The 11,039-nt window shown below is 65.9% G+C and carries 12 protein-coding genes; 6 read left to right on the top strand and 6 right to left on the bottom strand.

From position 1 onward, the window contains the following. The 4 genes from AC1D0P_RS03285 to AC1D0P_RS03270 all read right to left on the bottom strand — a co-directional run. On the bottom strand, positions 1–893 hold an 893-nt coding region (locus tag AC1D0P_RS03285), incomplete at its 3' end, for a Bug family tripartite tricarboxylate transporter substrate binding protein (RefSeq protein ID WP_477675381.1). Positions 894–942: 49 nt separating this feature from the next. Then, positions 943–1,137, bottom strand: coding sequence for a hypothetical protein (locus tag AC1D0P_RS03280; RefSeq protein ID WP_477675380.1), 195 nt, complete (start codon positions 1,135–1,137; stop codon positions 943–945). A gap of 17 nt (positions 1,138–1,154) precedes the next feature. Then, positions 1,155–2,798 carry an FAD-dependent oxidoreductase gene (locus AC1D0P_RS03275; protein WP_477675379.1) on the bottom strand — a complete coding sequence of 548 codons (1,644 nt, stop codon included), beginning with the start codon at positions 2,796–2,798 and terminating at the stop codon, positions 1,155–1,157. Positions 2,799–2,907: 109 nt separating this feature from the next. Then, positions 2,908–3,369 (bottom strand): CHRD domain-containing protein, encoded by a 462-nt coding sequence (locus tag AC1D0P_RS03270; RefSeq protein ID WP_477652026.1) that lies wholly within the window; start codon positions 3,367–3,369, stop codon positions 2,908–2,910. Positions 3,370–3,550: 181 nt separating this feature from the next. Between AC1D0P_RS03270 and ku the strand changes: the two genes are divergently transcribed. The 5 genes from ku to AC1D0P_RS03245 all read left to right on the top strand — a co-directional run bounded on the left by ku (position 3,551) and on the right by AC1D0P_RS03245 (position 8,487). Continuing rightward, positions 3,551–4,477, top strand: a complete 927-nt coding sequence (gene ku / locus AC1D0P_RS03265; RefSeq protein ID WP_477675378.1) for a non-homologous end joining protein Ku — start codon at positions 3,551–3,553, stop codon at positions 4,475–4,477. Between the two features lie 27 nt (positions 4,478–4,504). Then, complete coding sequence (gene ligD / locus AC1D0P_RS03260; protein ID WP_477675377.1) at positions 4,505–7,153, top strand: DNA ligase D; 2,649 nt, start codon at positions 4,505–4,507, stop codon at positions 7,151–7,153. A 144-nt stretch (positions 7,154–7,297) separates the two neighbouring features. Further along, positions 7,298–7,585, top strand: coding sequence for a hypothetical protein (locus AC1D0P_RS03255; RefSeq protein ID WP_477675376.1), 288 nt, complete (start codon positions 7,298–7,300; stop codon positions 7,583–7,585). A 92-nt stretch (positions 7,586–7,677) separates the two neighbouring features. Beyond that, entirely contained in the window at positions 7,678–7,902 is a 225-nt protein-coding gene (locus AC1D0P_RS03250) for a hypothetical protein (RefSeq protein ID WP_477675375.1), read from the top strand. 261 nt (positions 7,903–8,163) lie between these two features. Further along, entirely contained in the window at positions 8,164–8,487 is a 324-nt protein-coding gene (locus AC1D0P_RS03245; protein ID WP_477675374.1) for a hypothetical protein, read from the top strand. A gap of 100 nt (positions 8,488–8,587) precedes the next feature. Here AC1D0P_RS03245 and AC1D0P_RS03240 read toward each other — a convergent pair whose 3' ends face one another. Together AC1D0P_RS03240 and AC1D0P_RS03235 are read right to left on the bottom strand one after the other, a co-directional pair. Continuing rightward, positions 8,588–9,571 carry a ferritin-like domain-containing protein gene (locus AC1D0P_RS03240; protein ID WP_477675373.1) on the bottom strand — a complete coding sequence of 328 codons (984 nt, stop codon included), beginning with the start codon at positions 9,569–9,571 and terminating at the stop codon, positions 8,588–8,590. Positions 9,572–9,756: 185 nt separating this feature from the next. Next, positions 9,757–10,485 (bottom strand): glutathione S-transferase, encoded by a 729-nt coding sequence (locus tag AC1D0P_RS03235; RefSeq protein ID WP_477675372.1) that lies wholly within the window; start codon positions 10,483–10,485, stop codon positions 9,757–9,759. Positions 10,486–10,694: 209 nt separating this feature from the next. On the opposite strand from AC1D0P_RS03235, the gene AC1D0P_RS03230 reads away from it, so the two are divergent. Continuing rightward, positions 10,695–11,039 carry a MoaF N-terminal domain-containing protein gene (locus tag AC1D0P_RS03230; RefSeq protein WP_477675371.1) on the top strand — a complete coding sequence of 115 codons (345 nt, stop codon included), beginning with the start codon at positions 10,695–10,697 and terminating at the stop codon, positions 11,037–11,039.

Genomic DNA, 11,039 nt, shown 5'->3' with positions numbered 1-11,039 from the left:
GGCGTGCTGGGCGTGGGTTCCAGGCCTAGCACCTGGAAACGCGCCTTGACAGGCGTGGAGTTCAGGGCGTCCACCAGCGTCTTGTTGAGCTTGGCGATCACGGCGTCCGGCGTGCCGGCCGGCGCGGCCAGGCCTTGCCAGGCGTAGGCTTCAAAACCCTTGAGGCCTTGTTCGTCCAGCGTGGGGATGGTCTCGAAGTTCTTCACGCGCTGCGGGCTCGCGATGGCAATGGCGCGCAGCCGCCCGGCATTGATAAAGCCCATGCCGCTGGCAGTGTCGACAAACATGAAAGGCACTTGCCCGCCCGCCACGTCCTGCACCGCCGGTGCGGCGCCGCGATACGGCACATGCACCAGGTTGAGGCCGGTCTTGCCGCGGAACAGTTCCGTGGCCAGGTGGTGCGGACTGCCGGCGCCCGGCGTGGCGTAGCTGACGCCGCCCTTCTGGGTCTTGGCCCAGGCCGTGAACTCGGCCAGGTTTTTGGCAGGCACGGCGGGGTTGACGACCAGGATCATCGGGAAACGCGCCAGCAGGCCTATGGGCGCCAGGTCTTTTTCAGCGCTGTAGCTGAGCTTGGTGTAGAGCGCCGGATTGGCCGCCAGCGTGGCGGTGTCGCCGGTCAGCACGGTGTAGCCGTCGGGTTTGGCGTGGGCCACGTAGTCGGCGCCGATGTTGGTCGCGGCCCCCGGCTTGTTGTTGATGATGAGAGGCTGGCCCAGGGCCTGGCCCATGGCTTCGGTCAACGCGCGCGCCACCACGTCGGAGCCGCCGCCCGCCGGGTAAGGCACTACCCATTCGATGGGGCGTGCCGGCCAGGTCTGCGCGGAAGCGGCGGTGGAGGCCAGCGCCAGTACGGCAAGCAGGCGGCGAAGGGAAGCGGGAAGGCGGTGCATGTTTTGTCTCCGTGAAATGGTTATGGGTGATCGGGAAGGGGTATCGGAATCAGGTGGCCGCCAGGCGCTCGGCCTGGGCGATCAGCGCCAGGGCTTCGCCGGCGTCGGGCTGGCGGCTCAGCAACGCGAGCGCCAGCGTGGCCAGCAGCAGTGGCGCCCTCGCCTCGCCGACACGGGCCGTGGCCTCCGCGAGCGCTGTATAGGCCTGGTCAAGGTCGCCGGTTTGGGGCAGTGTCGGGTTCATGGTTGTCTCCTCAATCATCAAGCTGGCCGCTGCTGGAAAGGCTTCAACGCGGAGGCAATTTCCGCGGCTGAGGCCGCCTTCCAGCGGCCCATGAGGTAGCCGTCGGGCCGCACCAGGAAGGCCGAGCCCTCACCAGCGCGGTAGCGCTCGCGGGCCTGGCCGAGCTCATCGAGCAGGACGTCATTGGCGGGCTCGCCCTGCTTGCCAATAGCGATCACCTTGACGGAAGCGGGGCCGTCCTGGCCGGAGGCCGCCAAGGCGGCGATGCCTTTTGGCAGTACGCCCTTCTCGCTGAAATACAGCAGCACAAAACCGCCACCGAAACACGATGTGAGATGAAGGTCGCCGTCCGCACCACGCAGCCTGGCCTCAGGTGCGGGCATGCCGGCGCGCGCACCGGCGCCGAAAGCGCTTTCCTGCGCGGCCAGGTTCAGCGGCGAGCCCACATATTCGACTGGAGTGGATTGGCGCGGGTTCAGCAGCGAGGCCACGGCGGCGTCCTCGGTCGCCAGGCGCAGCGCGGCTTCGCGCAACAGCTTGAAGCCGTGGTTGGGCGGCGCCATGAATTCGGTGCTCTTGGCGCCGTAACGGATGTTCTCGCGCGTGGCCTGCACGCGCTCGCTGGAATAACTGTCGAGCAGCGAATCCGCGGCGCGGCCCTGTTGCACCAGCGCCAGTTTCCAGGCCAGGTTGCCCGCATCGTCCAGGCCCGAGTTGAGCCCACGCACGCCGAAGATGGGCACCAGGTGGGCCGCGTCGCCGGCGAACAGCACACGGCCGTGGCGGTAGCTGGGCAGCGTCAGGCATTTGGCGTTGTAGATCGAAATCCACAGCGGCTCCCAAGGCTGGTCCTCGCCGATCATGGACAAATGGCTTTGCACGCGCGGCAGCACATTCTCGGGTTTGACCGCCTCGAGCGGGTCCTCGTCGTCGCGGATCTGGTAGTCGATGCGCCAGACGTCGTCGGGCTGGCGGTGCATCAGGATGGTGGAGCCGGGATTCGACGGCGGGTCGAACCAGGCCAGGCGCTCAACCGCGCGGCGGGTTTTCTGCACCACGTCGACGATCACGTAGCGACCCTCGTACTGTGTGCCTTCGAGCTGCAGGCCCAGCTGTTCGCGCACCGTGCTGCGGCCGCCATCACAGGCCACCACCCAGTCAGCCTGCACGGTATGCGTGCCGTCAGGCGCCTCGATATCCACCTGCGCGCCGCCGGCCTCGGGCCGCACCGCCGTCACTTTGCTGGACCAGCGCACGTCAACCAGGCCGGCCTGGGCCAGCGCCGCCTTGTGCGCGAACTCCTCGGCATAGAACTGCTGGATATTGACCATGGGCGCGAAGCGCTGCGTAGGCTCGCTGGGCATCTGGAAATGCAGCACTTCGCGGTCGCGGAAGTAGCTGCGCCCGCCCACCCATGACAAGCCTTTGTCCCCCAGCGCCTTGTCGGCGCCGACCCAGCCGAAAATTTCCTGCGAGCGGCGCGACATGCAGATGGCGCGGCTGCCGGCGCAATAACCGGCGTCGGCCTCCACCACCAGGCTGGCGACGCCGTGGCGCGCCAGCAAAGCCGCCAGCGTCATGCCCACCGGGCCGCCGCCGGCAATCAGCACCGGCACACGGCGCGGCCAGCCGGAAGAACCCGAAGAAAGAGGCGTTGTCACGATGCGCTTGTTCCGGTTGATTTATGGTTGCGATCGCAACTATAAACCCATCCGGTTGCGTCCGCAACCATTTATTCGACAACCTCCGTAGAGGCCGGGGAACCCGAATTTAGTTGCGCACCACCGTCATCTGGCCGCGCACTTCACCAGCGGGATAGGCCGCCGTATGAATATTGGCATACCACCGGCCTGCCATCAGGTCGGCGGCCTGGGCGGCTGTCAGCGTTGCGCTGCCGTCCATGGGACTGCTTGGAGGGCCGGCCCATCCCAGGGCAACGCCGGCGTTGGCGCCGATGGCGGCGGGGCCGTGAAAGTGCCCTGCCGTTGCAGGCCCGGTGAGACGGGTGTAGTTGACCTTCCAGCGAAGCAGGTTGGTGCTGGGGTCGAACACGGCATCGACCGAGCCGCTGCCGGGGCTGGCATTGGCGGGCACTTCATTGGCGCCGCGAAGCTGCGTGGTGAAAGCGACCAGGCTGGATTGCTTGTTCATCACACCGCAGCCGGTGATGGCGGCAGCGGCCACAGCCAGGGCGGCCAGGGACATTCGGGTGGCGGTACGGCGTGAAAGCATGGGTCGGCTCCTTGAAAAGTTGCAGCCGATTGTGCGTGTCGCACCGCGCCCGGACCCGTAGGACAAACCCCATGCGAACAGTCGGTTCCGGACGACGCCCCTACCCCACCGCGCGCCGACACATCCGCATGCGCGCGAGCCGGAGACTGTTGGGATAGTCATATCCGCAAGAAGGACACCCATGGCATCCCGCGTTCTATGGAAAGGCGCCATCAGCTTCGGCCTGGTCCACATCCCCGTCGCGCTGCATTCGGCCACCTCCGAAAGCGGCGTCAACTTCGACTGGCTGGACAAGCGCAGCATGGACCCGGTGGGCTACAAGCGCATCAACAAGCGCACGGGCAGGGAAATCACCAAGGAAAACATCGTCAAAGGCGTCGAATACGAGGACGGCCAGTACGTGGTGCTGTCGGAAGACGAAATCGCCGCGGCCTATCCCAAGACCACCCAGACCATTGAAATCGAAAGTTTTGTGCCCAACACCGAGATTCCCTTTGTCTACCTCGAGCGGCCCTACTACGTCGCGCCCATCAACAAGGGCCAGAAGGTCTATGCGCTGCTGCGCGACACCTTGCTGAAAACGCAGCGCGTCGGCGTTGCCCGCGTCATCATCCAGACCAAGCAGCACCTGGCCGTGCTGGTGCCCGCGGGCCCGGTGCTGGTGCTGAACCTGTTGCGCTGGGGCGCCGACATCCGCTCGATCGAAGAGCTGAACCTGCCGCCTGTGGGTGCCAAGGCCGCCGGCCTTTCCGACAAGGAACTGGCCATGGCCAAACAGCTGGTAGACGATATGACCGGCAAATGGGACCCGGAACAGTTCACCGATTCCTTCAAGGACGACATCATGGCGCTGGTCAAGCGCAAGGCCAAGGAAGGCAAACTGGAGAACGTGGTGCAGCCGGAGGAGTCCGACGAAACCGAAACCCGTTCCGGCGCCAAGATCATCGACCTGACCGAACTGCTGCAGCGCAGCCTGCGCAAAGGCGGCGGCGACGCGCCCAAATCCAAGCCGGCCGCCAAAACAAAGGCCTCCGCCAAAACGCCGGCACGCAAAAAGTCCGCGGCCAAAAGCGGCGCGCATGCCCCCGCCAGGCGGCGCGCCGCCTAGCCGGCCACTGCCGCGCAGGCCGACGACATGGGCACCCGCGATTCGCTGAAACACTACCGCGCCAAACGCGACTTCACGCGCACGCCCGAACCCGCGGAGGGCGGTGCACGTTCGGACAAGGCCTTGAGCTTCGTGATCCAGAAGCACGATGCCCGCAACCTGCATTACGACTTCCGCCTGGAGCTGCAGGGCGCACTCAAAAGCTGGGCGGTTCCCAAGGGCCCCAGCCTGGACCCGGCCGTCAAGCGCATGGGCATGCGCGTGGAAGACCACCCTATCTCCTACGCAGGTTTTGAAGGCAGCATCCCCGCCAGACAATACGGTGCCGGCGACGTGATCGTCTGGGACCGCGGCCTGTGGACACCGCACGGCGACCCGGCCAAAAGCCTGCGTCAAGGAAAACTGAAATTCGACCTGCACGGTGAAAAACTCAAGGGCGGCTGGACCCTGGTGCGCATGCACGGCCGCGGCGACGACAGCAAGGAACCCTGGCTRCTGATCAAGGAACACGACGAACACGCCCGCCCCGAAAAAGAATACGACGTGCGCGAGGCCCTGCCCAACAGCGTGCTCTCGGGCCAGCCCCTGCCTCGTGACGCCGCGGGAAAATCCGGCAAGGCGCCACGCAAGACGGCRACGAAGAAGGCCTCAGCCGCCTCAGCAAAAAAAGCCGCAGCGCAAACAGACAACGGTATTCCCGAAGGCGCCGTCAAGGCCAAACTGCCCGAAATACTCTCACCGCAACTCGCCACGCTGGTCGCGCGCCCGCCGGCCGACCCGCAGGGCTGGGCCTACGAGATCAAGTACGACGGCTACCGCCTGCTGGCCCGCATAGACGGGACCTCGGTCCGCCTCATGACGCGCAACGGCAATGACTGGACGCACAAGCTGCCCAAGCTGGCCCAGGCCGTGGCCGCGCTGGAAATCCCTTCGGGCTGGGTCGACGGCGAAATCGTGGTGATGAACGAGCGCGGCGTGCCCGACTTCGGCGCGCTGCAAAACGCCTTCGACCATGCCAGCACAGCCCGCATCCTCTACTACGTGTTCGACCTGCCCTACTTCGACGGACTGGACCTGCGCCAGTTGCCCCTGGCCCAGCGCCGGGAGCTGCTGTGCGCGCTGGTCACCCGCCATCCGCAGGAGACCATTCGCTTTAGCGACACGTTTGAGGAAACACCGCAAGACCTGCTGGAGTCGGCGCGGCAAGTCGGGCTCGAAGGTGTGATCGGCAAGCGCATGGATTCGGCCTATGTCTCGCGCCGCTCGCCGGACTGGATCAAGCTCAAGACCCAGCTGCGCCAGGAGTTCGTCATTGGCGGCTACACCGAACCCAAGGGCTCGCGCGCCGGCCTGGGCGCGCTGATGCTGGGCGTGCACAACGAGGACGGCGCGCTGAAGTACGCCGGCAACGTCGGCACCGGCTTCAATGACAAGGTGCTCAAGGACCTCAAGGCGCGGCTGCAGAAAATCCATGCGGAGCGCAGCCCCTTCGCAAAGCTGCCCGCCGGCGTCAAGGGCCAGTGGGTCAAACCGCGGCTGCTGGCCGAGGTCGCCTTCGGCGAATGGACCCACGGCGGCCACATCCGCCATTCGGTGTTCCAGGGCCTGCGCCGCGACAAGCCCGCCACCCACATCGTTCGTGAAAAACCCGCCGCCCTGCAGCGCGGCAAGAAAGGCGCCGCCGTGAACCCCGCGAAAAACCCCGCCAGCGAAAAACCCAGTGCCAAGGGCAGCCTGAAAGCCGCGGCAAAAACACCCGCCAAAGCCGCCCCGGCCGCGCTGAAATCCCTGCGCGTCACGCATGCCGACCGCGTGGTCGACAGCAGCACCGGCTTCACCAAACAGAACGTGGTCGAGCACTATGCGCAGGTCGCGGCTCTGATATTGCCGCATCTCAAGGCGCGGCCGACCTCGCTGGTGCGCGCGCCCTCGGGCATAGGCGGTGAGCTGTTCTTCCAGAAGCACGCCGAAGCCAGCTCGGTCCCGGGCATCAAATTGCTGGACCCCGCGCTGGATCCCGACCACGAGCCGCTGCTGGAAATCCCCACCACGGCCGCCCTGCTGGCCGCCACCCAGGTCAATGTGCTGGAGTTCCACACCTGGAACGCCACGACGCGCGCCATCCACAAGCCCGACCGCATGACCTTTGACCTGGATCCCGGCGAAGGCGTGGCCTGGCCGCAGATGCAGGAGGCCGCGCAGCTGGTACGCGCCTTTCTCGACGAGCTGAAGCTGTCCAGCTTCCTCAAGACCAGCGGCGGCAAGGGCCTGCACGTGGTGGTGCCGCTCAAGCGGCAGTACGACTTCGACACCGTCAAGGATTTCTCGCACGCGCTGGTGATGCACCTGGCCTCGGTGATCCCCCAGCGCTTTGTCGCCAAGAGCGGCCCTAAAAACCGTGTCGGCAAGATTTTCCCGGACTACCTGCGCAACGGTTTCGGCGCGACCACGGTGTCTGCCTGGTCGCTGCGCGCCCGGCCCGGGCTGGGCGTGTCGGTGCCCGTCGCCTGGGATGAACTGGATTCGCTGACCAGCGGCGCGCACTGGACGGCGCAAACCCTGGGCGCCCGGCTGGGCGTCGGCAACCGGCCCTGGGACGCCTACGAGGCCTCACGCAACAGCCTGACCGCCGCGATGAAACAGCTTGGCTTCAAGCCGCCGGCGCGGCGCGCCTGACACAGGGGATCGAACTGTCATCCACTTCCTACACCGGCAGGGCCAGCGGCCCGACATGGCCGGCCGCAAGCAGCCTTTAAATTGACCTTGTGGGGGTTCCAAACCTCGCATTTCGCATTCATCCACTCACTCAAGGAGACCTGTATGCCTTCGAACCAGAATGATCCGAAACGGAACAATCCCCAAGCCCAGGACAAACAGCAGCAACAAGGCCAGCGTAACCAGCCCGGCCAGCAGGACCGCCAGAACGTCAACCAGTCCAGCGATGCGCAATTGAACCAGGGCCAGGGCAACCAGCGCCAGGGGCAGCAAGGCCAGCACGGCAGCGCCCAGAACAACCAGCAGAAGCAGTCGCGCAACCAGTCCGAGCGCGATGAGAACATGGAGCCCCAGGACTCCGGCAGCCGGCAGTCGGGACGCAGCAACAGCTGATAGCGCTGTGGACCGCATTTCCCCAAAAGACAAGTAGAGGCCATGTGCCTCCGCTTTTTTTGCGCCCAGACAAAAGGGTTTGCGAGGCCCCCATGAACCAGCCCGATGAAATGGACCTGACGCTCTACCTGCAGACCGAGGGCCGCCGGCTCGCGGCGGAACTCGCGAAGCAGCGGGCCGCTCCTGCCTCCCGGCCCTCCTCTGCCCAGCAGCAATGCGCCTCGGCGCAGTCCGGTAGCCAGCGTCCCGCGCGCAGCCTCAGCGAAGCGCTGCAGCGCATGGGCGTGGCCGGCGCGCATCCGCGCCGCCGCCTGTAGGTCGCCGCCGCGACTTGCCCGCGGGCACTGGCCTTGCGCCTGCCCGCGTCCTATCATTCAGGCAGCGCACCCGCATGCGCCTGGAGACACCATGAAGCCCCTCTTGCCCTTCACACTGGCCGGCTTGCTGCTTTTGTCGGCTTGCCCCGATCCCAAATCGCCGAAGGCTCCTCCCAAAGTACCCGAGCCCAAAGCCGCTGTCGACTCGGCCCTGGCCCCACTGCCGGCGCAACCCGCAGCAGCACATCGCAACGCGCACGCATGAAGCCCCTCCGGTGCGCCTTCGTCCCCCTGTTCACGCTGCTGTGCGGCGCCTGGCTGGCCGGCTGCGCCGCCACCAGCGACCCTCTCGTGCAGCGCGTCACCGTCGAAGGCCGGACCTACCTGCTCAGCCCGTTGACCGCCGGGACCTGGACGGCCACGGCGCCAGCCGCGAGCCCCATTTCCACCACGCCTTCTGTGCGCACCGCCCTCCTGACAGCGATCGAGCAACGCTCTGGCTGCAAGGTCACCGATGCCGACTATTCACGCGGCGGCATGCAGCTGGATGCACAAGTGGATTGCGCAAGCCGCCTCAAAAATTAAGCGGACTCCGGCGAAAAAAAGGGGCAGCCTGCGCCGCCCCTGGTTTGCCGAGCCTCGAGTGCCGGCAAGAAACTTCAAGAACCTTCGTGAAGCCGGTGCTTTATTTCGATGCCTTTAATGCATCGCGCAGTGCTTTGACCTGGTCATGGTTGCGCTGCGCACCCCGGGCCTGGCGTTCCACCATCGCCCTGATCGACGACGGCAGGTTTTGTTTCAAGGCCTTGCGGTAGCGCGCCACGGCGGCGTCTTCGCCGCGCTCACATTCATTGAGCATGGCCTGGTCGCTGTAAGCACTCAGCGTTGCCCGCACGGACACCCATCCGCGGTGCAGCGCGCCGGCCATCGAGCCGCCGTCATCGGGCTTGCCGCCCAGCTGGCGTATCAAGGTCTGCAACTCCAGGCCCGCGGCCCGGCATTCGCCGGAATGGCGGTGCAGCAGCACCTTGATGTCCTCGGAGCGCGCGTGCTCGGCGCATTCGCGGAAACCGTACTCGCCGTCACGGCAGGATTCCAGCAGGTCGTTGAGCGTGTCGACGATTTCCTCGTCGTCCGCAACGCCGGCAGCGTCGGCGTTGCTGAGGCTTGTGTCGCTGCGGGAGGCAGCGGTTTCATAAGCGCTGACCTGGTCGTGCGCGCGGTTCCAGGCCGCGCGGCTGGCCTGGCGGGCCTGCGGCCAATCCAGGGTCGAACGTCCCCTGTAGGTATCCCAGCGGTCCGCCAGGCGCATTTCGGCCTCCTCGAACGAGCCGGGGTAATCGCGCCGTCCTTCCACGCCCAGCCGGTAGGCGGGCGCATAGTCGTCAAAGGGGCGGCCCATTTCGTAATAGGGCTCCAGCGTGTGCCTGTCGCGCCACAAGGCTTCCGCAGCCGTGGGATCCAGTGCTTCGGCGGCTTCCTTGCCGCCCATGCCACCGGCGATCGCACCAGCCACGCCGCCGACAACAGCGCCGGCGGGGCCGGCCACCACACCGGCGGCCGCGCCTGCGGCAACGCCGCCCATGGCCGCGCCTATGCCGGTGCCCACCGGATGTGAGCCGGGCTCCTTGCTGATCGGGTCAAGATTGGGATCGTGTTCTTTGGCCATGTGTATCTCCTTTGTCGAACGCGGGTTTGAAAGACGTCCGGGCCATTACTCTTCATCACCTGGCCGGACACTGGCCACCATGGTCTCGCGCGGTGCAAGGCCTCATGGTCAGGCAAGCACAGACAGGCATGTAGGAGAGCGCCGCGCGGAAATGCGCGCCGCTGGCGACCGTGAGCCGCACCCTTTCAGGCATCAAGCTCCGGGTAGCGGCGGAAGATGCCGTCCTCGTTGAAAGGGATGCGCCGCTCGCTCGCGAGGTAGGCGGCCACACGCCTGTGCTTCGCCACACCGTCATGCAGGTCCATCACCCGCGATGCATGGTTCAGGGCACGGCGGGCGGCCTTGGGAAAGGCATACAGCAGCCCTTCCACCAGCTGGAAAAGTGAAAGATCGGCATAGCTCAGGCGGCCGCCCACCAGGTGCGCATCACCGCGCGGGTTTCGCTCGAGCACGGTTTCAAACCAGGCCAGGAATTTTTTGATGCGCGCCGTCCTGAACTCCTTCGCGCGCCTGAGCGCTTCCTTCTTCTGGTCTTCGTAATAAAGGCCGGTGCCCACCGGGTGATGTGAGTCGTGCGCTTCGGCCACGATGTCGGCAATGGTGAGCTGGATCTGGTGCGTCCAGAGGCGGGCCGTTTCGCTTTTACCGACCAGGCCCAGGCGCGGGCCCAGGTACAGCAGGATGGCGGCCGACTGGCCGACGATGGTCTTGCCGTCGACCAGGAAAGGCGGCGCGAAGGGCGGATGCCGCACGCCGGCGTTTTCCATGAAGTAGGTCATCGCGGGAATGCCCTGCCCGTCTTCCTCGCAACCGCGCGCCACGTCCACATAGTCGGCGCCGGCGGCCTCCAGCGCCAGCCTGGCAAATTCGCCGCGCCCCTGGATGCCGGGCCAATAATGAAGTTCGTAAGGCATGAATGAAACTCCTGTGAGGGTCGTTTCATTCTGCGTGAAACCATGGCTTGAATCTACGGTAAATGCCGCTGCGTCCGCTTGTCCTACGAAGATTTCGCCCTCCTCCGACAAGCCGCCGCCAGGAGCGGAACTACGTTGAAGCTACGTCCATCCAGGCCTGCACGCTATAGCGCCCAAGGCTTGTTTCCGGCGTTATTTCTGGAGTTCCCATGACAGCCTCCACCCTCCCCGCATCCCTGCACGGCAAAACCCTGCGCTGGACCTTCAAGGACGGCCCGACACGGGGCCATACCTTTGAGCACACCTTTGCCGGCGACGGCTCCCTGACCTGGCGCGGCGCGGGCCCGGAGGCCAAAGACCACCACGAAAACGCCAGCGCCGCCGTGAAAGTGTCGGACGACGTGCATGTGGTGTCCTACCTCTCCAGGGAGAGCGGCTACACGCTGACGGTGGCTCTCAACCTCACGACCGGCCAGGCCATCGGTTTTGCTTCCAACGGCAAGGACTGGGTGCAGCAGTCGGGTACCTTCGAGGTCGTAGGCGCCAGCCGTTAG

Source organism: Polaromonas sp. P1_G2 (assembly GCF_056405515.1).
This window is presented reverse-complemented; position numbering and strand designations above follow the sequence as displayed.

Bases quoted from the DNA above. Each gene is read 5' to 3' on its own strand.
- AC1D0P_RS03280 (WP_477675380.1), bottom strand. From the start codon at position 1,137: ATGAACCCGACACTGCCCCAAACCGGCGACCTTGACCAGGCCTATACA.
- AC1D0P_RS03270 (WP_477652026.1), bottom strand. From the start codon at position 3,369: ATGCTTTCACGCCGTACCGCCACCCGAATGTCCCTGGCCGCCCTGGCT.
- ku (WP_477675378.1), top strand. From the start codon at position 3,551: ATGGCATCCCGCGTTCTATGGAAAGGCGCCATCAGCTTCGGCCTGGTC.
- AC1D0P_RS03255 (WP_477675376.1), top strand. From the start codon at position 7,298: ATGCCTTCGAACCAGAATGATCCGAAACGGAACAATCCCCAAGCCCAG.
- AC1D0P_RS03250 (WP_477675375.1), top strand. From the start codon at position 7,678: ATGAACCAGCCCGATGAAATGGACCTGACGCTCTACCTGCAGACCGAG.
- AC1D0P_RS03245 (WP_477675374.1), top strand. From the start codon at position 8,164: ATGAAGCCCCTCCGGTGCGCCTTCGTCCCCCTGTTCACGCTGCTGTGC.
- AC1D0P_RS03240 (WP_477675373.1), bottom strand. From the start codon at position 9,571: ATGGCCAAAGAACACGATCCCAATCTTGACCCGATCAGCAAGGAGCCC.
- AC1D0P_RS03235 (WP_477675372.1), bottom strand. From the start codon at position 10,485: ATGCCTTACGAACTTCATTATTGGCCCGGCATCCAGGGGCGCGGCGAA.
- AC1D0P_RS03230 (WP_477675371.1), top strand. From the start codon at position 10,695: ATGACAGCCTCCACCCTCCCCGCATCCCTGCACGGCAAAACCCTGCGC.